This is a genomic window from Streptomyces sp. M41(2017), from assembly GCF_002078175.1.
In the GTDB taxonomy this organism is placed as follows: Bacteria; Actinomycetota; Actinomycetes; order Streptomycetales; family Streptomycetaceae; genus Streptomyces.
This window is the reverse complement of record NZ_MWFK01000002.1, coordinates 1,595,618-1,620,866: the sequence shown is the minus strand read 5'-3', so window position 1 is coordinate 1,620,866 and position 25,249 is coordinate 1,595,618. Positions and strand designations below refer to the sequence as shown.

14 protein-coding genes, 3 rRNA genes and 1 pseudogene are annotated in these 25,249 nt (G+C 67.5%); 10 read left to right on the top strand and 8 right to left on the bottom strand.

Features of this window, described 5'->3' with window-relative positions; genetic code table 11:
* Positions 1-5: 5 nt before the first annotated feature.
* From B0675_RS32895 to B0675_RS32885, 3 genes are read left to right on the top strand one after another with little or no spacing between them, the layout of a single operon-like run.
* A complete protein-coding gene (locus tag B0675_RS32895; protein ID WP_081223249.1) occupies positions 6-413 on the top strand; it encodes a DUF742 domain-containing protein in 408 nt (135 codons plus the stop codon).
* Positions 414-437: 24 nt separating this feature from the next.
* Positions 438-4,094: a hydantoinase B/oxoprolinase family protein gene (locus B0675_RS32890; protein ID WP_081223248.1), complete on the top strand. Its 3,657-nt coding sequence runs from the start codon at positions 438-440 to the stop codon at positions 4,092-4,094.
* On the top strand, positions 4,075-4,680 hold the full coding sequence (locus B0675_RS32885) for an ATP/GTP-binding protein (protein WP_081223247.1): 606 nt from the start codon (positions 4,075-4,077) through the stop codon (positions 4,678-4,680). Before B0675_RS32890 ends, B0675_RS32885 begins: the two co-directional genes overlap by 20 nt.
* 154 nt (positions 4,681-4,834) lie before the next feature.
* Here B0675_RS32885 and glpK read toward each other — a convergent pair whose 3' ends face one another.
* The 5 genes and pseudogenes from glpK to B0675_RS32860 all read right to left on the bottom strand — a co-directional run bounded on the left by glpK (position 4,835) and on the right by B0675_RS32860 (position 9,868).
* Positions 4,835-6,355: a glycerol kinase GlpK gene (gene glpK, locus B0675_RS32880; protein WP_081223246.1), complete on the bottom strand. Its 1,521-nt coding sequence runs from the start codon at positions 6,353-6,355 to the stop codon at positions 4,835-4,837.
* A 41-nt stretch (positions 6,356-6,396) separates the two neighbouring features.
* A complete protein-coding gene (locus B0675_RS32875) occupies positions 6,397-7,137 on the bottom strand; it encodes an MIP/aquaporin family protein (RefSeq protein ID WP_081223245.1) in 741 nt (246 codons plus the stop codon).
* A 409-nt stretch (positions 7,138-7,546) separates the two neighbouring features.
* Positions 7,547-8,153: pseudogene (locus B0675_RS42280) on the bottom strand (diguanylate cyclase); the annotation flags it as partial.
* 73 nt (positions 8,154-8,226) lie between these two features.
* Entirely contained in the window at positions 8,227-9,417 is a 1,191-nt protein-coding gene (locus B0675_RS32865; RefSeq protein WP_081223244.1) for a lipid-transfer protein, read from the bottom strand.
* Between the two features lie 28 nt (positions 9,418-9,445).
* Entirely contained in the window at positions 9,446-9,868 is a 423-nt protein-coding gene (locus B0675_RS32860) for a zinc ribbon domain-containing protein (RefSeq protein ID WP_081224024.1), read from the bottom strand.
* A 231-nt stretch (positions 9,869-10,099) separates the two neighbouring features.
* On the opposite strand from B0675_RS32860, the gene B0675_RS32855 reads away from it, so the two are divergent.
* Complete coding sequence (locus tag B0675_RS32855) at positions 10,100-10,636, top strand: NUDIX domain-containing protein (protein ID WP_081223243.1); 537 nt, start codon at positions 10,100-10,102, stop codon at positions 10,634-10,636.
* Positions 10,637-10,639: 3 nt separating this feature from the next.
* On the opposite strand, the gene B0675_RS32850 is transcribed toward B0675_RS32855, so the two are convergent.
* Positions 10,640-13,009, bottom strand: coding sequence for a TIM-barrel domain-containing protein (locus tag B0675_RS32850; RefSeq protein ID WP_081223242.1), 2,370 nt, complete (start codon positions 13,007-13,009; stop codon positions 10,640-10,642).
* Positions 13,010-13,222: 213 nt separating this feature from the next.
* Between B0675_RS32850 and B0675_RS32845 the strand changes: the two genes are divergently transcribed.
* Together B0675_RS32845 and B0675_RS32840 are read left to right on the top strand one after the other, a co-directional pair.
* Positions 13,223-15,190 carry an acetoacetate--CoA ligase gene (locus B0675_RS32845; RefSeq protein ID WP_081223241.1) on the top strand — a complete coding sequence of 656 codons (1,968 nt, stop codon included), beginning with the start codon at positions 13,223-13,225 and terminating at the stop codon, positions 15,188-15,190.
* Between the two features lie 267 nt (positions 15,191-15,457).
* The gene (locus B0675_RS32840) at positions 15,458-16,351 is read left to right on the top strand and encodes a hypothetical protein (RefSeq protein ID WP_081223240.1); all 894 of its coding nucleotides are present in this window, start codon (positions 15,458-15,460) and stop codon (positions 16,349-16,351) included.
* An 80-nt stretch (positions 16,352-16,431) separates the two neighbouring features.
* Here the strand turns inward: B0675_RS32840 and ptsP are convergent, their stop codons facing one another.
* On the bottom strand, positions 16,432-18,102 hold the full coding sequence (ptsP, locus tag B0675_RS32835) for a phosphoenolpyruvate--protein phosphotransferase (RefSeq protein ID WP_081223239.1): 1,671 nt from the start codon (positions 18,100-18,102) through the stop codon (positions 16,432-16,434).
* Positions 18,103-18,179: 77 nt separating this feature from the next.
* Positions 18,180-18,629 (bottom strand): PTS glucose transporter subunit IIA, encoded by a 450-nt coding sequence (locus B0675_RS32830; RefSeq protein WP_081223238.1) that lies wholly within the window; start codon positions 18,627-18,629, stop codon positions 18,180-18,182.
* 663 nt (positions 18,630-19,292) lie between these two features.
* On the opposite strand from B0675_RS32830, the gene B0675_RS32820 reads away from it, so the two are divergent.
* The 4 genes from B0675_RS32820 (at position 19,293) to B0675_RS32805 (ending at position 25,230) form a co-directional block, all read left to right on the top strand.
* Positions 19,293-20,818 (top strand): 16S ribosomal RNA (locus B0675_RS32820).
* Between the two features lie 314 nt (positions 20,819-21,132).
* Positions 21,133-24,254 (top strand): 23S ribosomal RNA (locus tag B0675_RS32815).
* 86 nt (positions 24,255-24,340) lie between these two features.
* Positions 24,341-24,457, top strand: a 5S ribosomal RNA gene (gene rrf / locus B0675_RS32810).
* Together the 16S, 23S and 5S rRNA genes form the textbook arrangement of a ribosomal RNA operon.
* 164 nt (positions 24,458-24,621) lie before the next feature.
* A complete protein-coding gene (locus tag B0675_RS32805) occupies positions 24,622-25,230 on the top strand; it encodes a CDP-alcohol phosphatidyltransferase family protein (protein ID WP_081223237.1) in 609 nt (202 codons plus the stop codon).
* Positions 25,231-25,249 lie beyond the last annotated feature (19 nt).

Below are 25,249 nucleotides of genomic sequence, written 5' to 3'. Positions count from 1 at the left end.
ATGACATGAGCGGAGACGGTCAGGGAAACGGCCAGGACGCACGCCACTGGTTCGACGACGACGCCGGACCGGTGGTCCGTCCGTACGCCATGACACGCGGCCGCACCACCAGTGCGGGTCAGCACCGCCTCGACCTGATCGCGGTGGTGGTCACCGAACAGCACGCCGACGACCCCGAGGCGGACCACTCGCTGTCCCCGGAACACGTGGACATCGTCGAGCTCTGCCGCGACGCGCCCCAGTCCGTCGCCGAACTCGCCGCAGAGCTCGACCTGCCCGTCGGCGTGGTGAGGGTGCTCATCGGCGACCTCGTCGCCGACGACATGGTGCATGTGACACGCCCCGTACCCCCGGCCGAGCTGCCCGACGAGAGTATTCTGCGCGACGTGATCAGCGGCCTCCGGGCGCTCTGAGCTGGGCGGAAGCGGGGAACAGACGTGACAGGCTGGCAGTTCTGGGTCGACCGTGGAGGCACCTTCACCGACATCGTCGCGCGGCGCCCCGACGGTCGACTGCTCACCCACAAACTCCTGTCGGACAACCCCACCCGCTACGCCGACGCGGCCGTCGCGGGCGTCCGCGAACTCCTCGGTGCCGACGGTGCCGATGGCGGTGTCGGGGGCGAGAGCGCCTCGATCGACGCCGTCCGCATGGGCACCACCGTCGCCACCAACGCCCTGCTCGAACGCAAAGGCGAGCGCACACTGCTCATCACGACCAGGGGATTCCGCGACGCCCTGCGCATCGCCTACCAGAACCGGCCCCACATCTTCGCGCGCGCCATCGACCTTCCCGAGCTCCTCCACGAACGGGTCGTCGAGGTCGACGAACGGATCGCCGCCGACGGCACCGTCCTGCGCGCCCCCGACCTGGACGCGCTCGCCGGACCTCTTCAAGAGGCCTACGACGACGGGATCCGCGCCGTCGCCGTCGTCTGCATGCACAGCCACCTCCATCCGGGCCACGAAGAGGCCGTGGGCGCCCTGGCGAGCACGATCGGCTTCCCGCAGATCTCGCTCTCCAGCGAGGTCAGCCCCCTGATGAAGCTGGTACCGCGCGGGGACACAGCGGTCGTCGACGCCTACCTCTCGCCCGTACTCCGCCGCTACGTCCAGCAGGTCGCCGACGAACTGCGCGACGTGCGGCTGATGTTCATGCAGTCCAACGGCGGCCTCACCGAGGCCGGTCAGTTCCGTGGCAAGGACGCCGTCCTGTCCGGGCCCGCCGGTGGCATCGTCGGCATGGCGCGGATGTCGCAGCTGGCCGGCTTCGACCGCGTCATCGGATTCGACATGGGCGGCACCTCCACGGACGTCTCCCACTTCGCCGGCGAGTACGAGCGGGTCTTCACCACCCGGATCGCCGGGGTCCGGCTGCGCGCCCCCATGCTGGACATCCACACCGTGGCCGCCGGCGGAGGCTCCGTGCTCCACTTCGACGGTTCCCGCTACCGCGTGGGTCCGGACTCGGCGGGCGCCGACCCGGGTCCCGCCTGCTACCGGAACGGCGGGCCGCTGACCGTCACCGACGCCAACGTCGCACTCGGCCGCATCCAACCCGGCCATTTCCCCGGCGTGTTCGGCCCCGACGGGAACCAGCCCCTGGACGCCGACGTCGTCCGGGACCGCTTCGCCACGCTCGCGCGGGAGATCCGCGAGGCGACCGGCGACGCACGCACCCCGGAGCAGGTGGCCGAGGGCTTCCTCCGGATCGCCGTCGCCAACATCGCCAACGCCGTCAAGCGGATCTCCGTCCAGAAGGGCCACGATGTCACCCGCTACACGCTGACCACCTTCGGCGGCGCCGGTGGCCAGCACGCGTGCCGGGTGGCCGACTCCCTCGGTATCCGTACGGTCCTCGTCCCGCCCCTGTCCGGCGTGCTCTCCGCCCTCGGCATCGGACTCGCCGACACGACCGCGATGCGGGAACAGTCCGTGGAAGCACCCCTGGAAGCCGCCTCCATGCCCGGCATCCTCAAGACCGCCGACGACCTGGAGAGTGCCGCCCGCGCCGAACTTCTGGCCGAGGACATTCCCGAGGCCGGCGTCCGGATCACCCGCAGGGCCCAGCTCCGCTACGACGGCACCGACACCGCACTGACCGTCGAGCTCACCGAACCCGACACCATGACCCGCGCCTTCGAAGAGCGTCATCGCGCCACCTACTCCTTCACCCTCGACCGCCCGGTCGTCGTCGAAGCCCTCTCCGTGGAAGCCACCGGTCTCACCGAAGCCCCCGATCTCTCCGCCCTCGCTCCCCACGAGGCCGAACCCGGCTCCATCCCGACAGGACCGGCCACCGTCAGCCTTCACACGGACGGTGCCTGGCGTGATGTACCGCTGCACCGCCGCGAACAGCTCCCGCCCGGGGAGGGCGTGACCGGACCCGCGCTCATCACCGAAGCAGGGGCGACAACCGTCGTCGACGGCGGCTGGCGGGCCGCGACGACCGACGACGGGCATCTGATCATGGAACGCGTGTCGGTCACGGAGAGTTCCGACGTGAGCACGGAAGCGGACCCCGTCCTCCTCGAAGTCTTCAACAACCTCTTCATGTCCATCGCGGAGCAGATGGGCGCCCGGCTGGAGTCGACCGCCCAGTCCGTCAACATCAAGGAGCGTCTGGACTTCTCCTGCGCCCTCTTCGACCCGGACGGCAACCTGGTCGCCAACGCCCCCCACATCCCCGTCCACCTCGGCTCGATGGGGACGAGCGTTCAGGAGGTCGTCCGGCGGCGCGGCGACAGCATGCGCCCCGGGGACACCTACGCCGTGAACGATCCCTACCACGGTGGCACCCATCTCCCCGACGTCACCGTGATCACCCCGGTGTTCGACACGGAGGGTGACCACATCCTGTTCTACGTCGCCTCGCGCGGCCACCACGCCGAGATCGGAGGCATCGCCCCGGGCTCGATGCCCGCCGACAGCCGGACCATCGACGAGGAGGGCATCCTCTTCGACAACTGGCTCCTCGCCGAGAACGGCCGCTTCCGTGGGGCGGAGACCCTCGCCCTGCTGACCGCTCCACCGCACCCCTCACGGAACCCGGGCACGAACCTCGCCGACCTGCGGGCCCAGATCGCCGCCAACCGGAAGGGCGTCGACGAGGTCGCCCGCATGATCGAGGACTTCGGACTCGACGTCGTCCAGGCGTACATGAAGCATGTCCAGGACAACGCCGAAGAAGCGGTACGCCGCGTCATCGACACCCTCCAGGACGGCGAGTTCGCCTACGAGACCGACTCCGGAGCGGTCATCCGCGTCCGCGTCACCGTGGACCGCGAGGAGCGAGCCGCCACGGTCGACTTCACCGGCACCGCAGCGCAGCTCGCCACCAACTTCAACGCGCCCTTCGCCGTGGTCAACGCCGCCGTCCTGTACGTCTTCCGGACGCTGGTGGACGACGACATCCCGCTCAACGAAGGATGCCTGCGCCCGCTGCGCATCGTGGTGCCACCCGGGTCGATGCTCGCCCCCGAGCCACCCGCCGCCGTCGTCGCCGGCAACGTCGAGACCTCGCAGGCGATCACCGGAGCCCTGTACGCGGCCCTCGGAGTGCAGGCCGAGGGATCCGGCACGATGAACAACGTCACCTTCGGCAACGAGCGGAACCAGTACTACGAGACCGTGGCGTCCGGATCGGGCGCGGGGAACGGCTTCCCGGGCGCCCCCGTCGTACAGACCCACATGACCAACTCGCGGCTCACCGACCCCGAGGTCCTGGAGTGGCGACTGCCCGTCCGGCTGGACGAGTTCGCGCTCAGGCACGGCAGCGGTGGAGCCGGACAATGGCAGGGTGGCGACGGCGCCGTCCGTCGCGTCCGCTTCCTCGAGACGATGACCGTCTCCACGCTCTCCCAGCACCGCAGGGTCCCGCCCTACGGCATGGCGGGCGGCGAGCCGGGCGCCCTCGGCACCAACCGCGTGGAGCACGCCGACGGCACCGTCACCGACCTCGGCGGAAGCGGTTCGGCCGAGGTCGCCCCCGACGACGTCCTCGTCATCGAAACCCCCGGCGGCGGAGGCTACGGGCCACCGCCGCGCGACCACCACCAAGCAGGAGAAGAGAACGATGATCTTCGGGCGTACTGAGCGCGGCAAGCCCCCGGTCGAGCCCGTCACGCTCAAGATCCTGGTGGCCGGCGGCTTCGGCGTCGGCAAGACGACCCTCGTCGGCGCGGTCAGCGAGATCAAGCCGCTGCGCACGGAGGAGCTCCTCACCGAGGCGGGCCGGCCCGTCGACGACATCAGCGGCGTGGAGGGCAAGAACACCACCACCGTTGCCATGGACTTCGGCCGCATCACCCTCCGCGAGGATCTGGTCCTCTACCTGTTCGGAACCCCGGGTCAGGACCGTTTCTGGTTCCTCTGGGACGAGCTCGCCACCGGGGCCCTGGGCGCCGTCGTCCTGGCGGACACCCGACGCCTCGAGGACTGCTTCGCCGCGGTCGACTACTTCGAAAGGCGCTCCATACCCTTCGTGGTGGGGGTCAACTGCTTCGACGAAGCGGTCCGTTACCCCACCGACGCGGTCCGGCAGGCACTCGACCTCGATCCCGGCGTTCCCGTCGTCCTGTGCGACGCGCGGGACCGCGAGACCGTCAAGGAAGTCCTCATCCGCGTCGTCCAGCACGCCATGGCCCGCGCCGCCGACCGTCGCGAGGCCCTGACCACCTGACGCGTACAGCAAGGCCGCCGCACGCAGGTACGGCCCGTACCCCCGCCGACAGGGGTACGGGCCGCAGTCGTGCACGCGCGCGTGGTTCGTTCGAGGGGCACGCACGCGTGGAGCCTTGTTTCGCGCCGACATCGCGGAGCGTCGGGCGTCGTTCTCAGTCGATCGCGTCGTCGTGCCAGCCGAAGCTCTTCTCCACAGCCTTGCGCCAGTTCTGGTACTCGCGGTCACGCACCGACGTCTCCATGGACGGGGTCCACTCGACGTCCTTCTGCCAGTGCGACTTCAGTTCGTCGAGGTCGCCCCACACGCCGGTGGCGAGTCCGGCGGCGTACGCGGCTCCCAGACAGGTCGTCTCGGACACCTTGGGGCGGATCACCGGCACCCCGAGAACGTCCGCCTGGTGCTGCATCAGCAGATTGTTCTTCGTCATGCCTCCGTCCACCTTCAGGGTGGTGATCTGCACTCCGGAGTCCTGGTACATGGCATCCACGACCTCGCGCGTCTGCCAGCTGGTGGCCTCCAGCACCGCGCGCGCGAGGTGGGCCTTCGTGACGTACCGCGTCAGGCCGGTGACCACGCCCCGCGCGTCCGACCGCCAGTAGGGCGCGAACAGGCCCGAGAAGGCCGGCACGATGTACGCGCCGCCGTTGTCCTCGACGCTCGCCGCCAGAGTCTCGATCTCGTCCGCGTTGCGGATGATGCCGAGCTGGTCACGGAACCACTGGACCAGAGCGCCCGTGATCGCGATCGATCCCTCCAGGCAGTAGACCGGCGCCTCGGAACCGATCTTGTACCCCATGGTCGTCAGCAGCCCGTTCTTCGAGGGGACGGGCCGGTTGCCGGTGTTCAGCAGCAGGAAGCTGCCCGTGCCGTAGGTGTTCTTGGCGGTACCGACGTCGTAACAGGCCTGGCCGAATACCGCGGCCTGCTGGTCGCCGAGGGCCGATGCCACGGGGACACCCGAGAGCTGGCCCACGGCGGTGCCGTACACCTCGGCGGAGGACCTGATCTCCGGGAGCACCGCTTCGGGGATGTTCATCGCGGAGAGGATCGACGGATCCCACTGGAGGGTCTCCAGATTCATCAGCATGGTCCGGCCCGCGTTGGTCACGTCGGTGACGTGCTGCCCGCCGTCGGTGCCACCCGTCAGGTTCCAGATGAGCCACGAGTCGATGGTGCCGAAGGCGATCTCACCGCGCTCGGCCCGCGTCCGCAGGCCGGGGACGTTGTCCAGCAGCCAGGCCGCCTTGGGCCCGGAGAAGTAGCTGGCGAGTGGCAGACCGGTCTGCTCACGGAAACGGTCCTGGCCGTCAGTGCCACCCAACTCCGTACAGAGCGCCGACGTACGGGTGTCCTGCCAGACGATCGCGTTGTGGACGGGCTTTCCGGTGGCGCGATCCCACAGCACGGTCGTCTCGCGCTGGTTGGTGATCCCGAGAGCGCTCACCTGGTCGGCGCGCAGTCCGGCCTTGGCGATCGCTCCCGCGACCACGGCCTGGACCTTGGACCAGATCTCGGTGGCGTCGTGCTCCACCCAGCCGGGCTTCGGGAAGATCTGGCGGTGTTCACGCTGGTCGACGGCGACGATCGCGCCGTTCCGGTCGAAGATGATGCAGCGGCTCGACGTGGTGCCCTGGTCGATTGCGGCGACGTATTTCTCGGCGTTGTCCGTCATGGCGTCCCCTTACGTGTTCTTCGTCAGGAGCTGCGTGCGGGTCAGAAGGCTGCGTTGTAGATCAGGGCACCGATCGCGGCACCGGCGATCGGGCCCACGACCGGGATCCAGGAGTAACTCCACTCGGATGTGCCCTTGTTGGGTATCGGCAGCAGTGCGTGCGTGAGGCGCGGCCCCAGGTCGCGGGCCGGGTTGATCGCGTACCCGGTCGGCCCGCCGAGCGAGAGGCCGATACCGACGACGAGGAACGAGATGAGCAGGACCGGCAGCCCCGCGTCACCGATGCCCGCGACGTGCTTGCCTCCGCCGGCCAGCGCGAGGATGGGCAGCATCAGCGCGGCGGTGCCGATGACCTCGGTGATCAGGTTCTGCACCGGGTTGTTGATCTCGGGCCGTGTCGAGAAGATGCCCAGCGTCTCGATGGCCGTGTCCTCCTCGGCGTTGAGATGGAACTGTCCGAGGTAGAGAAGCCAGCACAGGACCGCCCCGACGATCGCTCCGGCGAACTGCCCGAGGATGTAGAAGGGCACGTCCCCCCACTTCGTGGAGCCCTCGATCGCGAATCCGATCGTGACCGCCGGGTTGATCTGCCCGCCCGACAGCGGTGCCGCGGTGTACGCCCCGGCGAGCACGCCGAAACCCCATCCGAAGGCGATGACGATCCAGCCCGCCCCCTGGGCCTTGGACTTGTTGAGGGTGACAGCGGCGCACACACCCGCGCCGAACAGAATCAGAATCGCGGTGCCGATCAACTCGCCGACAAAGATGTCCCCGTTGGTCATGGCGGCTCCTAGGCCCTCGCCCGGGGCGAACCGCTCCGGGCCACCGATCAGGGTGCGTTTCCCATGGCTACTTCAGCCGAAGGCAGGGAGGTCCCGAGCCCCGCCCGGCGTCCGTGACGAGCGTGCCGTCGTGGCGGAATCGCCCGTGGGGGGACGGCCCTGGGTGCAGGTCGGAGACTCGAGCGGTGCGGTGCCCGAACACGCTCGAATGCGGCGATGCCGACTGACACCCGGAAGTGTTCACCGGTGCCCAGGGGGCGTCAAGGTCGTGGACCGCAACGGTTCGAGGGGTGCAAAGGGGACGTGGCGTGGGACCGGCGGCGGAGCGGCCGACACGCCCGAGCTGTCCGGCCCGTGGTCGAACGACGCCCTGCCGACACTCGGGCACCACGCCACGCGGTCGAACACCGGCGACGTCGTCGGACGTACGGTCCCGGTCTCCGTCCGCGACGACATCCAGAACCTCCCAGGCCGTCGCGTCCACACCGACCGTGCGCGGCGGATCACCGAGTCGAGCGGCCGGCCGGTCGGCGTACAGCGCGTGCCCGTACCGCCCGGACATCGACAGCAGGAACCGTGAGCGGTGGACCGACCGGAGGCGGAATCCCGGACGGGGCGACCAGAAGGACCCCGGACACTTCGGGCAACCCCGTGAGCAGGGCGCATACCTGACTCGCCGATGCGGTGGCGGGGAGCAACGCGGCCGGACGTACGAACTGCCTTACGGGCGGCCCTGTTCCGGGGGGGGGGGGGGGGCACCGACGCTCCGGGACAGGGCCGGAACGTATACGTCCGCCGAAGGGAGCCGGGAGGGCGGCGCGAACAGTTCGCCCTGTGCGAGTTGCAGCCCCGGCGGGCACTGCGGCGGCGCAGTGCAGTTCCGTCTCGACGCCCTCCACGGACAGGAGCGCGCCCAATTGCTCGCAGAGGGTCCGCATGGCCCGCACCGCGGCGGGCCACGACAGCAAGGACACGTCGAGCTTCATCAGTTCAGGCGCCAGGTCCGTCGGCAGGCGGCGGTGGCAGGTGGCCCTTGGCGCTGAGCCGCCGCTCCGTCTCCCCTTCGTGCACCGCGACTGCCGGACCCGGCTACCGGATCGCCACCACCGACGAGCCGTGCCCGAACAGCCCCTGGTTGGCGGTGATCCCGACGCGCGCTCCGGCGACCTGCCGGTCACCTGCCGTGCCGCGCAACTGCCACGTCAGTTCACAGACCTGAGCGATGGCCTGAGCCGGAACGGCCTCGCCGAAGGAGGCGAGCCCGCCGCTCACGTTCACGGGTATGCGTCCGCCGAGCGTCGTGGCACCTTCACCCAGCAGCTTCGCGGCCTCGCCCTGCGCGCAGAGACCCAGGTCCTCGTACCACTGCAACTCCAGTGCGGTGGAGAGGTCGTAGACCTCGGCGAGGGAGAGGTCCTCGGGGCCGATGCCCGCTTCCTCGTAGGCCGCGCGGGTGATCGACGCACGGAAGGTGTCGGCCGGCGGCTCCACCGCGACGGAGGAGTCCGTAGCGATGTCCGGCAGATCCAGCACGGTGTTGGGATAGCGGGGCGTGACCGTGGACACCGCGCGGATGCGCACCGGCGTCGACGCGCCGTGCCGGCGGGCGAACTCCATGCTGGAGAGCACCACCGCCGCTCCGCCGTCCGAGGTCGCGCAGATGTCGAGGAGCCGCAGCGGATCGGCCACCACGGCGGAGCCGGCGACCTCCTCGGCGGAGACGCGCTTGCGGTAGCGCGCGTTGGGATTGAGCGCGCCCACGGCCGCGTTCTTCACCTTGACCTGGGCGAAGTCGTCCAGTGTGTCGCCGTGCAGGAACATCCGGCGCCGCGCGTACAGCCCGAAGTACGTCGGGTTTGTCGCCCCGAGGGCGCGGAACCGCAGCCAGTCCGGATCGTCGGGCCGGTCCCCGCCCGCGGGGCGGAAGAACCCCTTGGGCGCCGCGTCCGCGCCCACCACCAGCACCACGTCCGCCAGGCCCGAGAGGATCTGGGCCCGTGCCGTGGCGAGAGCCTGCGCGCCTGACGCGCACGCCGCGTACACGCTCGCCACGCGGGCCCCCTGCCATCCGAGAGCCTTCGCGAAGGTCGCGCCCGCGACATACCCGGGATAGCCACCGCGGACGGTGTCGGCTCCCACGATCGACCCGACATCGCGCCAGTCGATGCCCGCGTCCGACAATGCGGCGCGCGCGGCCGCGACCCCGTACTCGACGAACCCGCGCCCCCATTTGCCCCACGGGTGCATCCCGGCGCCGAGCACCGCCACTTCGCCCGTCATGCCGCCGCCTCCGTCCGCCCCATGTTCCTCACGACGCCTCCGTCGGCCGCCAGTGCCATGTCGTCCAGGTCGTCTCCGCGTCCTCGTTCAGCACACCGGGGACGACCTCTACCTCCATACCCACCGCCAGGTCGGCGACGGTGATCCCGGGAGCCGCCTGACCGAGAACCACGATGCGCTCGGATTCCAGCTCCACGGCGATCAACACGTAGGGGCTCCAGGGGAGTTCCGGATCACTCACATAGGGTGACGGAGGACGGTACCGGCTGTCGGTGTACGACCAGACGCGGCCACGGTGGGACAGCGGAACCTCGGCCAGTTCGCCTCCCGGGCAGTCCGGGTTGCGGCAGAAGGCGTCCTCGCGGGGAAAGAACACCGAGGCGCACGCCGAGCAGCGTGTGCCCAGCAGGCGGAAGTCGCGGCCCTCCCCGGCGAACCACCCGGCGACCACCGGTGTGCGTGTGCGCGTCACAGTCCCTCCCGGCACCGAATCCAAATCTGACGGAACGTCAGAAGTGTGGCACGGGCTGCCGGAATTGGGCAGGGCGAGGGGTGAACCAGGGGCGGGCCCCGGGCGTCGGAGTACCTGTGGGGGCGGCCGGGGCCCACGGGGGTGGTTCCGGCCGCTCCCTCGCGAACCACGATGAAGACGTGTGTTCGGTGATCCGCTACAGTCCGCGTCGTGTCCGAGACCCCTCACCCGCCCGCCGATTTCGCGCCGGGCTCCCACTGTTCGAGCTGTGGTGCCCCCTATGGAGACGGCGTCTCCGACTGGCCCCGCACCTGCCCCTCCTGCGGCACGGTGGCCTACCGCAACCCGCTGCCGGTCGCCGTCGCCCTGCAGCCCGCCTACGACGACAAGGGCACCGCGCTTGTCGTCATCACCCGGACCATCACTCCCGCGCGCGGGGGCATCGCGTTGCCCGGAGGGTTCATCGACCACCGGGAGGAATGGCGGCACGCCGTCGTGCGCGAACTCAAGGAGGAGACGGGCATCGACGCGGCGGTGAGAGACGTCCGGCTCGCCGACGTCCTGAGCTCACCGGCAGGCCATCTGCTGCTCTTCGGTCTCCTTCCGGAACGCCCCGCCGCCGAACTGCCTCCGTCCGCCCCGACCGACGAGACGGAAGGGTGGCATCTGCTGCGCCGACCGACCGAACTGGCCTTCCCGCTGCACACGCTGGTGGTCCGGGCCTGGTTCGAGGGACGGTACATCTGAGGGTCAGCTCGTTCCGAGCCCTCGTATCCGCACCGGATACGAGGGCTCGCTGAGGCCGCCCTTGCCATCGGCGCGGCGCACCACCACCTCGCCCTCGTCCCAGCGGGTCACGAAGCGTTCGATCTCCGGTTCCGCCCACCCGTCACCCGCGTCCGGCACGACGAGCCCGCTGCCGCCCCGCCCGCGCGCGGGTGCCCACGCCTCCAGCTCCAGCCCACCGTCGACACCCCGCACGGGAACCACCGAGCCGGCCCTCGCCAGCACCGGAATCCGCGACAAGGGAGCGTCGATCAGAACCTGCCCGGGCCCCTCGTACGCCTCCTCGGTCACCGTGTCGTACCAGCGCCCGCGTGGCAGCTGCACCGCCCGCCGGTCCGCCCCGTGATCGAGGACCGGGGCCACGAGCAGACAGTCCCCGAGCAGGAAGGCGTCCTCGCAGTCGCGCAGTGCCCGATCCTCCGGCGCGTCCCACCACACCGGCCGGACGTACGGCGCACCCGTACGGCGTGCCAGATGCGCCAGCGTCATGAAGTACGGGAACAGGCGCCGCCGTTCGACGAGCGCCACGCGCGCGTGCTCCAGCACCTCGTCACCGAACGCCCAGGGCTCCCTGCGCCCCGCGCGCAGACTCGCGTGGGTGCGGAACAACGGGAGATACGCGCCCAGCTGGAACCAGCGCAGGTAGAGCTCCCCTGACGGGCTGCCGTCGAATCCACCCACGTCGGGCCCCGAGTAGGGCACTCCGCACAGCCCGAGCCCCATCACCAGGGACAGTGACGCCCGCAACCCCGGCCAGCCGGTGGCCACGTCCCCGGACCAGGTCCCTCCGTAGCGCTGCATGCCGGCCCAGCCCGAGCGTGAAATCAGGAACGGCCGCTCCTGGGGGAGGAGTTCACGGACGCCCTCGTAGCCTGCCCGTGCCATGCCCAGCGCGTACACGTTGTGCGCCTCGCGGTGGTCGCCGCCGCGTCCCTCCAGGGAGTGCCGCGCCGAGCGCGGCAGCGTCGACTCCCCGAAGGCCGTGAACGAGGTCGGCTCGTTCATGCCGTGCCAGAAACCGGCGAACCCCTGCTCCAGCCTCTCCTCGTAGAGCCCGCCCCACCAGGCACGCGTACGTGCGCGCGTGAAGTCCGGATAGACGGACTCGCCGGGCCACACGACCCCCGGCACCAGATGCCCCGCGGCGTCCCGGACGAACGCGTCCTCCGCGAGCCCGCTGTCGAACACCCCGTCGCCCGCCTCGGCCTTGACCGCGGCGTGCACGATCGACACCAGCCGGATCCCGTCCCGGCGCAGTTCCTCGGCCAGCACAGGAAGCTTCGGGAACCGCTCCCGGTCCACCGTGAACACCCGGTGCCCGTCGTGGTGGTCGATGTCCAGATGGACGGCGTCCAGGGGGAGACCGCGCTCCCGGTATCCCGCGACGACCCGGCGCACCTCCTGCTCACCGCCGAGACCCCACCGCGCGTGATGATGTCCCAACGCCCACGCCGGCGGCAGCGCGGCCGCCCCGGTCAGTGATGCCCACGCGGTCAGCACGCGCGCGGGGGAGCCGACGATCACCCAGCAGCGCAACGGACCGCCGTCCATCCGCAGCTCGCACGAACCGGTCCGGTCGTGCCCCGAGCCGGCCCCCTCCTCGCCCTCACGCAAGGACACCGTCCCGTCCCAGGTGGTGTCGTGGAACACCAGGTGCGTGGCCGCGTCCGCGACGACCATCTGCACCGGCATGGTGATGTACAGCGGATCGTCACCCGGCCCGAAGGGACGCCCGGGGTCCGTGTTCCACAGCCGGTACCTGCCGTTCCGCAGCCGCGGTCCACCCGCTCGCCCGCCCAGGCCGAAGATCCGGGCGTCGGCCGCCACTTCGGAACGCTGCATCCAACGGGCCGTGCCGCCGCCGACCGGCTCCCACCAGCGGGGCGGCAGATCGCGTCGCAGCATCACCCCACCAGGGGTACGCACCTCGACCGCTCCGTGCCGTGAGACGACGACCGTGACCCGCTCGGCGACGACCCGCCACCCCTCGTCCTTGTCCGGCTCCAGGACGGCCCGCGGGTCCGGCTCGGGACAGGGGCCGGCGAGCGCGTAGGACGGCTCAGGGGCCGCCCCGTCCCAGCCCCAGAACACGGCACCGCTCGCCGCGACGGTGATCCGCAACTCGGAGCGCGTGAAACGGACGACCCCGCCGCCGGGCTCCGGCTCCACGCCGAGCACGGGTCCGGGCACCCGGGCCCGCTCGGGGCCCCGCTGCGGCAGACCGATGGCGTCGGCCCGCCTCCTGCGCCACGCCGCCCGCACCGTGCGCAACCCCTGAGTGGCACCCCCCGAGCCGACCGCCTTCACCGAACGCACCAGGTCACGACCGTCCATGCTGCTCACCCTGCCACTACCGGCGCCATGCGAGTGAGTCGTTCAACTGCCGTTCACCCGCGGCGACGCCACTTCTTCACGTCGCCGCCCCTGTGTGGCGCGCCCTGGTGCAGAAGTCGATCACATGGCATCGTCCGTGTCAGCCGCGTGACGCGCACACCCCTGCCCGTGCGCGACCCACGCCCACGAAGCGCACAGTCCGGGAGCCGCCCCATGTCCACCGCGAACCCCTCACCGCTCTGGGAGCCCACCGACGAGGTGGTGGCCCAGGCACAGGTCACGAAGTTCCAGGCCTGGGCGGCCGAGGAGCACGGAGCCCCGTCCGACGGCGGCTACGCGGCCCTCCACCGCTGGTCGGTCGACGAACTGGACACCTTCTGGAAAGCCGTCACCGAATGGTTCGACGTACGGTTCCCGACCCCCTACGCGCGCGTGCTCGGCGACCGGTCGATGCCCGGTGCGCAGTGGTTCCCCGGAGCGACGGTCAACTACGCGGAGCACGCGCTGCGCGCCACCGAGACCCGGGCGGACGAACCGGCCCTCCTGTATGTGGACGAGACGCACGAGGCCGTCCCGGTGACGTGGTTCGACCTGCGCCGGCAGGTCGGCTCCCTGGCCGCGGAACTACGAGACCTCGGCGTCCGACCGGGAGACCGCGTCAGCGGCTATCTCCCGAACATCCCCCAGGCCGTCGTGGCCCTCCTCGCCACCGCCGCGGTGGGCGGGGTCTGGACGTCCTGCGCCCCCGACTTCGGAGCCCGTAGCGTCCTCGACCGGTTCCAGCAGGTCGAACCGGTCGTCCTGTTCACCGTCGACGGGTACCGCTACGGCGGCAAGGAACACGACCGCCGAGACGCCGTCGCCGAGCTGCGCCGGGAACTGCCGACACTGCGTGCCGTCGTCCACATCCCCCTGCTGGGCACCGACGCTCCCGAGGGTGCCCTGGAGTGGTCCTCCCTCACCTCCGCCGACGTCGAGCCCGTCTACGAGGAGGTCCCCTTCGACCACCCCCTGTGGGTGCTCTACTCCTCCGGCACGACCGGCCTCCCCAAGGCCATCGTCCAGTCCCAGGGCGGCATCCTCGTCGAGCACCTCAAACAGCTCGGCCTGCACTGCGACCTCGGGCCCGAAGACCGCTTCTTCTGGTACACGTCCACCGGCTGGATGATGTGGAACTTCCTCGTCTCGGGCCTGCTCACGGGAACCACGATCGTCCTCTACGACGGCAGCCCCGGGTACCCCGACACAGGTGCCCAGTGGCGTATCGCCGAACGCACCGGAGCGACGCTCTACGGCACGTCCGCCGCATACGTCATGGCGTGCCGAAAGGCGGGCGTCCACCCCTCCCGCGACTTCGACCTCGCGCGCGTGCGGTGCGTCGCCACCACCGGCTCGCCCCTGCCGCCCGACGGATTCCGCTGGCTGCACGACGAGGTCCGCGACGACCTCTGGATCGCCTCCGTCAGCGGAGGCACCGACGTCTGCTCCTGCTTCGCGGGAGCCGTTCCGACACTCCCCGTGTACATCGGCGAACTCCAGGCACCGGGCCTCGGCACCGACCTGCAGTCCTGGGACCCCAGCGGAAAGCCCCTCGTCGACGAGGTCGGCGAGCTCGTCGTCACCAACCCGATGCCCTCGATGCCGATCCGCTTCTGGAACGACCCCGACGGCAGCCGCTACCACGACAGCTACTTCGACACGTACCCCGGAGTATGGCGGCACGGCGACTGGATCACCGTCACGTCCCGGGGCTCGGTCGTCATCCACGGCCGCTCCGACTCGACGCTCAACCGGCAGGGCGTCCGCATGGGTTCGGCCGACATCTATGAAGCCGTCGAACGGCTTCCCGAGATCAGGGAATCCCTCGTCATCGGCGTCGAACAGCCCGACGGCGGCTACTGGATGCCCCTGTTCGTCCACCTCGCCCCGGGAGCCGTCCTCGACGAGGCACTCCTGGGCCGCATCAAGCGGACCATCCGCGAGCAGCTCTCCCCACGCCACGTCCCCGACGAGGTCATCGAGGTGCCCGGCGTGCCCCACACCCTGACCGGCAAGCGCATCGAGGTGCCGGTCAAGCGCCTCCTCCAAGGCACCCCCATGGACAGGGCGGTCAACATCGGCTCCGTGGACAACGTCGAACTCCTGCGCTTCTACGAGGAGCTGGCCCGCCAACGCGGATGACCGGAACGCGAAGGCAGCCCCGGACCTCATCGAGCACGGCGCCGAGATCCAGGGGCTGCCCGCACCGCGTCGACCCGCGCCCCGAGCCACGGACCGTCACCGCACCCCCCGTGCCGGCCGTGCCCGGCTGGATACCTTCCCCTCAGGAAAGCCGGCTGAACTGCAGTTTCCGCCACGTGGGCGGGCGGGAGCGGCTCTCCCCGCCAGCGTTGTCAGTGCCCCCGATTACTGTGAGTGAGCATTGATCGACTGTGCACTGGGGGAGAAATGGCAGACATCCAGCACCACACCCTGCGCCGTGTCCTGCGGCGTGAGATCGCGGGCACCATCGGCCTGCTGACCGATGAACAGGACTTCCGGACGATGCGGAACTACCGCAGCTTCGCCTTCGACGACCACACCACCTATCTCCAACAGGTGGAGTCCCTGCTGCGGAGCCTCGCGGCCCAGGGCAGCCACACCACGGTGGCCCTCTTCGACCCCGTGGAGTACGCCGAGTACTGCGCCGAGAGCGGCCTGGAACCCGACACCCCGTCCAGCCGCACCCGCTTCACCGCGCACCTGGCCGCGACCGGCCCCACCGTCCCCTACGACGGGCAGCCGCTGGCCGAACTCGTCCCGGATCTCGTCGACGAGGCCGTCCGCCAGGCCACCTGGGAGTACGCGACGACACTCCTGGCCCGCATCGGCACCTGCGCCACCTGCGGAGAGGACATCGGCCGCGCCTCCTTCATCCGCGCGGCCCACCTGCTCACCCGCGTCGTCGACACCGCCGGCCCCGGAAGTCTCCATCTGGTCTGCAGCGTCTCGACGGCGCCCGACACACTCGTCGCCGTCCTCCGCGTGGAAGAGCGCACCGACGACGCGATTCGCCTGGACGAATCCGAAGCCCTCGAATTCACCACCGTGCTCGCCCTCGGCATCGCCACCCGGAGCGCCGGCGGACTCGTCATGCGCACCACCACCCCCGACACCACCGACCGCGTCTACGGATGGCGACTGCGCGGCGAGAACCTCGACCCGCTCACCGCCTCCGAAGTGTTCGACGCCTACTGCACCGACATCGAGTCCGGCGACCTGGTCTCGCCGGAATCAGGCGTCGACTACGGCACACCCCCCGACCTCGGCGACACCGGAGAGGGGACGCACCACACGCACTGAACGTGGAAGGGGCGCCCCATCCGGCGATGGAGCGCCCCCCGTCCCGCTTCCTCCGCCGCCCCTCGGCGACGGTGCCACGGTTACTCGCCGGACAACACCGCCTGCGCGGCGCCGCGCGCCTCTTCCGCCGTGTCCGCCGCACGTGCGGCCGCGGCCGCACGCTCGCACTGGGCCAGCGTGTACTTCGCCAGAGTCGACCGCACGTAGGGGATCGACGCGGCACCCATCGACAAGGAGGTGACACCCAGACCGGTCAGCACACACGCGAGCAGCGGATCCGACGCGGCCTCGCCGCAGACCCCGCAACTCTTGCCCTCGGCCCTGGCCGCATCCGCGGACAGCGCGACCAGGTCGAGGAGCGCGGGCTGCCACGGATCCTGCAGACGGGACACAGCGCCCACCTGCCGGTCGGCCGCGAACGTGTACTGCGCGAGGTCATTGGTGCCGAGCGACAGGAACTCGACCTCCTGCAGGACCGAACGGGCCCGCAGCGCGGCGGACGGAATCTCCACCATCGCGCCGAACTTCGCGTGCAGTCCGGCGGCCCGGCACGCGTCCGCGAACGCCTTGGCGTCCGTACGGTCCGCGACCATGGGGGCCATGACCTCGAGATGGACCGGCAGACCCTCCGAAGCCTTCGCGAGGGCGGTGAGCTGCGTGCGCAGCACATCGGGGTGATCGAGCAGCGAACGAAGCCCGCGCACACCGAGGGCGGGGTTCGGTTCGTCGGCCGGAGTCAGGAACTCCAGCGGCTTGTCCGCACCGGCGTCCAGCACGCGCACCACGACCCGGCCCTCCGGGAAGGCCTCCAGGACCTGCCGGTACGCCTCGACCTGCTTCTCCTCGGACGGCGCGTTCTTGCTGTCGTCGAGGAAGAGGAACTCGGTGCGGAACAGGCCGACGCCCTCGGCACCGGCCTCCAGCGCCGCCGGTACGTCCGCGGGACCGCCGACGTTGGCCAGGAGCGGCACCTTGTGGCCGTCGGAAGTGGCACCTGGACCCGTCGAAGCGGACAGCGCGGCTTTGCGCTCGGCCGCAGAGGATTCCAGTTGCGCCTTCTTCTCGGCCGTCGGCTCCACGAAGATCTCGCCGGTGCTGCCGTCGACAGCCACCACCGTGCCTTCGGCGAGCTCGCCGGCGCCGGGAAGAGCGACGACCGCCGGCACACCCAGCGCACGCGCGAGGATCGCACTGTGGCTGGTCGGCCCGCCCTCCTCGGTGACGAATCCGAGGACGAGCGTCGGGTCCAACAGCGCCGTGTCGGCGGGCGCGAGGTCACGTGCGATGAGGACGTAGGGCTCGTCACTGTCCGGGACGCCCGGCATCGGCACTCCGAGGAGGCGCGCGACGATGCGGTTCCGTACGTCGTCGAGGTCGGCCACGCGTCCGGCGAGATACTCACCGGCTCCCGCGAGCAGCGCACGGTACGCGGCGAACGCGTCGTAGACCGCCCGCTCGGCCGTGCTGCCGACGGCGATGCGCCGTTCCACGTCGGCCATCAGCTCGGGGTCCTGGGCCATCATGGCCTGGGCCTCGAGGACCCCTTGGGCTTCGCCCCCCGCCAGATTGCCGCGCGCAATCAGGTCGGCTGCCACAGCCTCCACGGCCTTGCGGGCACGCCCCTGTTCGCGCTCCGCGTCCTCCGCAGGGATCTGCTTGGCCGGCGGTTCGAGAACCGCCGTTCCCATGTGCCGAACCTCGCCGATCGCCACACCGTGGCTCACGCCGACGCCTCGCAGCGTTGTCTCCATCTCACCCGTCTCCGATAGTGCGGCGGGTCCCGCCGCCGCGTGGTTTGTCGAACGTGCCGTCCAGGACAGCGTTGATGTCACCGCCAGCCGAAGAGCGCGTCGCCCGCCTTCACATCGCCGTCCTCGCGAACGTCGGAGAGGGAGTCCGCCGTGGCCTCGAGAGCCACGATCGGGCACACAGGGGACTTGCCGGCTGCCTCTACGGCGGCCGGGTTCCACCGGACGACGGCCTGGCCGCGCGTCACGGTGTCCCCCTTGTTGACGAGCAGCTCGAAGCCCTCGCCGTTGAGCTGCACGGTGTCGATGCCCAGGTGGGTGAGGACTCCGTGGCCCTCGCCGTCGACGACGACGAACGCGTGCGGGTGGAGCGAGACGATCACTCCGTCCACGGGGGCGACAGCCTCCGAGGGCTCACGCACGGGGTCGATCGCCGTGCCGGGGCCGACCATCGCCCCGGAGAACACGGGGTCCGGTACTGCTGCGAGTCCGATGGCGCGTCCTGCAAGAGGGGACGTCACGGTGGTCATGGGAAGCCTCCCAGGGGTGGAGATGTATATGGGCCGTCACTGCCTGTCCCTGACGGCGCACTGTTTCAGCAGGGTATGTCATATGAAGTGCCGGTTCCGCACGAGAGGTCCCGGTTGGAGGCCGTAGAGCACGGGCGAAACGATTTGCGCCCGCTCCCGGCCCCCGTGTACTGTCGTACCCCTGCTTGAGGCTGAGCGGCGTCACCAAGCGTCGTTGCCCGGCAGCACCCAACTTGTCAGATCCTATCTCGGGGTCCCGTTCTGCATGTTTGCGGGACGGTGGTCAGAGAGACGGGAAATCGCTGATAGAGTCGGACTCGCCGGAAAGGGAAACGCGAAAGCGAAAACCTGGAAAGCACCGAGGAAATCGGATACGGAAACGGTCTGATAGAGTCGGAAACGCAAGACCGAAGGGAAGCGCCCGGAGGAAAGCCCGAGAGGGTGAGTACAAAGGAAGCGTCCGTTCCTTGAGAACTCAACAGCGTGCCAAAAATCAACGCCAGATATGTTGATACCCCGTCTCCGGCCGTTCGGTCGGGACGAGGTTCCTTTGAAAAAGTCCTGCCCCTCGGGGTAGGCGCACAGCGAGGACGCTGTGAACGACCGGTCTTATTCCGACCGATTGTTCCGCTCTCGTGGTGTCGTCCCGATTACGGGAAAACATTCACGGAGAGTTTGATCCTGGCTCAGGACGAACGCTGGCGGCGTGCTTAACACATGCAAGTCGAACGATGAAGCCCTTCGGGGTGGATTAGTGGCGAACGGGTGAGTAACACGTGGGCAATCTGCCCTTCACTCTGGGACAAGCCCTGGAAACGGGGTCTAATACCGGATAACACTCCTGCCTGCATGGGTGGGGGTTAAAAGCTCCGGCGGTGAAGGATGAGCCCGCGGCCTATCAGCTTGTTGGTGAGGTAGTGGCTCACCAAGGCGACGACGGGTAGCCGGCCTGAGAGGGCGACCGGCCACACTGGGACTGAGACACGGCCCAGACTCCTACGGGAGGCAGCAGTGGGGAATATTGCACAATGGGCGAAAGCCTGATGCAGCGACGCCGCGTGAGGGATGACGGCCTTCGGGTTGTAAACCTCTTTCAGCAGGGAAGAAGCGAAAGTGACGGTACCTGCAGAAGAAGCGCCGGCTAACTACGTGCCAGCAGCCGCGGTAATACGTAGGGCGCAAGCGTTGTCCGGAATTATTGGGCGTAAAGAGCTCGTAGGCGGCTTGTCACGTCGGTTGTGAAAGCCCGGGGCTTAACCCCGGGTCTGCAGTCGATACGGGCAGGCTAGAGTGTGGTAGGGGAGATCGGAATTCCTGGTGTAGCGGTGAAATGCGCAGATATCAGGAGGAACACCGGTGGCGAAGGCGGATCTCTGGGCCATTACTGACGCTGAGGAGCGAAAGCGTGGGGAGCGAACAGGATTAGATACCCTGGTAGTCCACGCCGTAAACGGTGGGAACTAGGTGTTGGCGACATTCCACGTCGTCGGTGCCGCAGCTAACGCATTAAGTTCCCCGCCTGGGGAGTACGGCCGCAAGGCTAAAACTCAAAGGAATTGACGGGGGCCCGCACAAGCAGCGGAGCATGTGGCTTAATTCGACGCAACGCGAAGAACCTTACCAAGGCTTGACATACACCGGAAAGCATTAGAGATAGTGCCCCCCTTGTGGTCGGTGTACAGGTGGTGCATGGCTGTCGTCAGCTCGTGTCGTGAGATGTTGGGTTAAGTCCCGCAACGAGCGCAACCCTTGTTCTGTGTTGCCAGCATGCCCTTCGGGGTGATGGGGACTCACAGGAGACTGCCGGGGTCAACTCGGAGGAAGGTGGGGACGACGTCAAGTCATCATGCCCCTTATGTCTTGGGCTGCACACGTGCTACAATGGCAGGTACAAAGAGCTGCGAAGCCGTGAGGCGGAGCGAATCTCAAAAAGCCTGTCTCAGTTCGGATTGGGGTCTGCAACTCGACCCCATGAAGTCGGAGTTGCTAGTAATCGCAGATCAGCATTGCTGCGGTGAATACGTTCCCGGGCCTTGTACACACCGCCCGTCACGTCACGAAAGTCGGTAACACCCGAAGCCGGTGGCCCAACCCCTTGTGGGAGGGAGCTGTCGAAGGTGGGACTGGCGATTGGGACGAAGTCGTAACAAGGTAGCCGTACCGGAAGGTGCGGCTGGATCACCTCCTTTCTAAGGAGCATCTAGGCCGCCAAGCTTGCTTGGTGGTCCAGGGCCATTACGTCGGCATACGTTCGACGGTGGTTGCTCATGGGTGGAACGTTGATTATTCGGCACTCAAGTCATCTCGGGCTGCAAGTACTGTTCTTCGGAGCGTGGAAAGCTGATCACGAGTGGTGAGGGTGTCGGGCACGCTGTTGGGTGTCTGAAGGTACGGCCGATGGTTGGCTGCCTTCAGTGCCGGCCCCAGTGAACTCCGGTGGTAACCGGGGGTGATGGGTGGTTGGTCGTTGTTTGAGAACTGCACAGTGGACGCGAGCATCTGTGGCCAAGTTTTTAAGGGCGCACGGTGGATGCCTTGGCACCAGGAACCGATGAAGGACGTGGGAGGCCACGATAGTCCCCGGGGAGCCGTCAACCAGGCTTTGATCCGGGGGTTTCCGAATGGGGAAACCCGGCAGTCGTCATGGGCTGTCACCCACTGCTGAACACATAGGCAGTGTGGAGGGAACGCGGGGAAGTGAAACATCTCAGTACCCGCAGGAAGAGAAAACAACCGTGATTCCGGGAGTAGTGGCGAGCGAAACCGGATGAGGCCAAACCTTGTATGTGTGAGACCCGGCAGGGGTTGCATGCAGGGGGTTGTGGGATCTCTCTTTCACAGTCTGCCGGCTGTGAGGCGAGTCAGAAACCGTTGATGTAGGCGAAGGACATGCGAAAGGTCCGGCGTAGAGGGTAAGACCCCCGTAGTCGAAACATCAACGGCTCGTTTGAGAGACACCCAAGTAGCACGGGGCCCGAGAAATCCCGTGTGAATCTGGCGGGACCACCCGCTAAGCCTAAATATTCCCTGGTGACCGATAGCGGATAGTACCGTGAGGGAATGGTGAAAAGTACCGCGGGAGCGGAGTGAAATAGTACCTGAAACCGTGTGCCTACAAGCCGTGGGAGCGTCGGATATGTGCTTGCACATATCTCGTGACTGCGTGCCTTTTGAAGAATGAGCCTGCGAGTTTGCGGTGCGTTGCGAGGTTAACCCGTGTGGGGAAGCCGTAGCGAAAGCGAGTCCGAATAGGGCGATTCAGTAGCGCGCTCAAGACCCGAAGCGGAGTGATCTAGCCATGGGCAGGTTGAAGCGGCTGTAAGAGGTCGTGGAGGACCGAACCCACCAGGGTTGAAAACCTGGGGGATGACCTGTGGTTAGGGGTGAAAGGCCAATCAAACTCCGTGATAGCTGGTTCTCCCCGAAATGCATTTAGGTGCAGCGTCGTGTGTTTCTTGCCGGAGGTAGAGCACTGGATAGGCGATGGGCCCTACCGGGTTACTGACCTTAGCCAAACTCCGAATGCCGGTAAGTGAGAGCGCGGCAGTGAGACTGTGGGGGATAAGCTCCATGGTCGAGAGGGAAACAGCCCAGAGCATCGACTAAGGCCCCTAAGCGTACGCTAAGTGGGAAAGGATGTGGAGTCGCACAGACAACCAGGAGGTTGGCTTAGAAGCAGCCACCCTTGAAAGAGTGCGTAATAGCTCACTGGTCTAGTGATTCCGCGCCGACAATGTAGCGGGGCTCAAGCGTACCGCCGAAGTCGTGTCATTGCAGCAATAGGGCCAACGCCTGCTGTGATGGGTAGGGGAGCGTCGTGTGCCGGGTGAAGCCGCGCCGGAAGGCAGTGGTGGACGGTTCACGAGTGAGAATGCAGGCATGAGTAGCGATACACACGTGAGAAACGTGTGCGCCGATTGACTAAGGGTTCCTGGGTCAAGCTGATCTGCCCAGGGTAAGTCGGGACCTAAGGCGAGGCCGACAGGCGTAGTCGATGGATAACCGGTTGATATTCCGGTACCCGCTGTGAAGCGTCAAACATCGAGCCCATTAATGCTAAGGCCGTGAAGCCGCCCTGATCTCTTCGGAGTTGAGGGGAGTGGTGGAGCCGCCGGCCCAAGGTGGTAGTAGGTGAGTGATGGGGTGACGCAGGAAGGTAGTCCATCCCGGGCGGTGGTTGTCCCGGGGTAAGGGTGTAGGCCGTGTGATAGGTAAATCCGTCACACATTGAGGCTGAGACCTGATGCCGAGCCGATTGTGGTGAAGTGGATGATCCTATGCTGTCGAGAAAAGCCTCTAGCGAGTTTCATGGCGGCCCGTACCCTAAACCGACTCAGGTGGTCAGGTAGAGAATACCGAGGCGTTCGGGTGAACTATGGTTAAGGAACTCGGCAAAATGCCCCCGTAACTTCGGGAGAAGGGGGGCCATCACTGGTGATCCGATTTACTCGGTGAGCTGGGGGTGGCCGCAGAGACCAGCGAGAAGCGACTGTTTACTAAAAACACAGGTCCGTGCGAAGCCGTAAGGCGATGTATACGGACTGACGCCTGCCCGGTGCTGGAACGTTAAGGGGACCGGTTAGTCACTCTTCGGGGTGGCGAAGCTGAGAACTTAAGCGCCAGTAAACGGCGGTGGTAACTATAACCATCCTAAGGTAGCGAAATTCCTTGTCGGGTAAGTTCCGACCTGCACGAATGGCGTAACGACTTCTCGACTGTCTCAACCATAGGCCCGGTGAAATTGCACTACGAGTAAAGATGCTCGTTTCGCGCAGCAGGACGGAAAGACCCCGGGACCTTTACTACAGTTTGATATTGGTGTTCGGTTCGGCTTGTGTAGGATAGCTGGGAGACTTTGAAGTCATGGCGCCAGCCATGGTGGAGTCGTCGTTGAAATACCAGTCTGGTCGTGCTGGATGTCTAACCTGGGTCCGTGATCCGGATCAGGGACAGTGTCTGATGGGTAGTTTAACTGGGGCGGTTGCCTCCTAAAGAGTAACGGAGGCGCCCAAAGGTTCCCTCAGCCTGGTTGGTAATCAGGTGTTGAGTGTAAGTGCACAAGGGAGCTTGACTGTGAGACCGACGGGTCGAGCAGGGACGAAAGTCGGGACTAGTGATCCGGCGGTGGCTTGTGGAAGCGCCGTCGCTCAACGGATAAAAGGTACCCCGGGGATAACAGGCTGATCTTCCCCAAGAGTCCATATCGACGGGATGGTTTGGCACCTCGATGTCGGCTCGTCGCATCCTGGGGCTGGAGTCGGTCCCAAGGGTTGGGCTGTTCGCCCATTAAAGCGGTACGCGAGCTGGGTTTAGAACGTCGTGAGACAGTTCGGTCCCTATCCGCTGTGCGCGTAGGAATATTGAGAAGGGCTGTCCCTAGTACGAGAGGACCGGGACGGACGAACCTCTGGTGTGCCAGTTGTCCTGCCAAGGGCATGGCTGGTTGGCTACGTTCGGGAGGGATAACCGCTGAAAGCATCTAAGCGGGAAGCCTGCTTCGAGATGAGTATTCCCACCCCCTTGAGGGGTTAAGGCTCCCAGTAGACGACTGGGTTGATAGGCCAGATCTGGAAGGCGGGTAACCGCTGGAGGTGACTGGTACTAATAGGCCGAGGGCTTGTCCTCAGTTGCTCGCGTCCACTGTGTTGGTTCTGAAACCACGAACAACCGTCGTAGCTATGCCACGGCTCCGGTTGACAGTTTCATAGTGTTTCGGTGGTCATAGCGTGAGGGAAACGCCCGGTTACATTCCGAACCCGGAAGCTAAGCCTCACAGCGCCGATGGTACTGCAGGGGGGACCCTGTGGGAGAGTAGGACGCCGCCGAACTCGTATTAGAGCTCCGGCTCCCAGGATTTCGATCCTGGGAGCCGGAGCTTTTTTGTTTTTCGGGGGAGTTTCCCCTGACGCCGCGACCCCTCTGCGCTGGTGCGAGGAGCCTGCGGGTAAGGTCAGGGGGCATCGTTGGCTCGTTTCCCACAGGAGGCCCCCGGGTGGAGGTCCAGGAGACCCGCGTTCAGACGGACCGGGTCCTCACCATCCCGAACATCCTCAGCATGGCGCGCCTCGCCGGCGTCCCCATCTTCCTGTGGTTGATCCTCAGGCCGGAGTTCGGTGGCCCCAAGAGCGACGGATGGGCCCTGCTCGTCCTCATGCTCAGCGGTATCAGCGACTACCTGGACGGAAAGCTCGCCCGGCGCTGGAACCAGATCAGCAGCCTCGGCCGGCTGTTGGACCCCGCGGCCGACCGGCTGTACATCCTGTCGACGCTCGTCGGTCTCACCTGGCGCGAGATTCTCCCGCTCTGGCTGACGGCCGCCCTGCTGGCACGTGAGCTGGTCCTGCTCGTCATGGTGGGCATCCTCCGACGCCACGGCTATCCGCCGCCGCAGGTGAACTTCCTCGGCAAGGCGGCCACCTTCAACCTGATGTACGCCTTCCCGTTGTTGCTGCTCAGCGACGCGGGCGGCTGGATCGGGACAGTCGGCGCTATTTTCGGATGGGCGTTCGCCGGATGGGGTACAACCCTCTATTGGTGGGCAGGAGTCCTCTACGTGGTGCAGGTCCGCCGGCTGATCCGAGCGGACACCTTGACCGATTGAGCTCGGCCCCCGTTGGGGC

Excerpts from the sequence above, each read along its gene's own strand:
- B0675_RS32850 (WP_081223242.1), bottom strand. The coding sequence starts at position 13,009 with ATGGACGGTCGTGACCTGGTGCGTTCGGTGAAGGCGGTCGGCTCGGGG.
- B0675_RS32845 (WP_081223241.1), top strand. The coding sequence starts at position 13,223 with ATGTCCACCGCGAACCCCTCACCGCTCTGGGAGCCCACCGACGAGGTG.
- glpK (WP_081223246.1), bottom strand. The coding sequence starts at position 6,355 with ATGACGGACAACGCCGAGAAATACGTCGCCGCAATCGACCAGGGCACC.
- B0675_RS32865 (WP_081223244.1), bottom strand. The coding sequence starts at position 9,417 with ATGACGGGCGAAGTGGCGGTGCTCGGCGCCGGGATGCACCCGTGGGGC.
- B0675_RS32895 (WP_081223249.1), top strand. The coding sequence starts at position 6 with ATGAGCGGAGACGGTCAGGGAAACGGCCAGGACGCACGCCACTGGTTC.
- ptsP (WP_081223239.1), bottom strand. The coding sequence starts at position 18,102 with ATGGAGACAACGCTGCGAGGCGTCGGCGTGAGCCACGGTGTGGCGATC.
- B0675_RS32875 (WP_081223245.1), bottom strand. The coding sequence starts at position 7,137 with ATGACCAACGGGGACATCTTTGTCGGCGAGTTGATCGGCACCGCGATT.
- B0675_RS32840 (WP_081223240.1), top strand. The coding sequence starts at position 15,458 with ATGGCAGACATCCAGCACCACACCCTGCGCCGTGTCCTGCGGCGTGAG.
- B0675_RS32885 (WP_081223247.1), top strand. The coding sequence starts at position 4,075 with ATGATCTTCGGGCGTACTGAGCGCGGCAAGCCCCCGGTCGAGCCCGTC.
- B0675_RS32830 (WP_081223238.1), bottom strand. The coding sequence starts at position 18,629 with ATGACCACCGTGACGTCCCCTCTTGCAGGACGCGCCATCGGACTCGCA.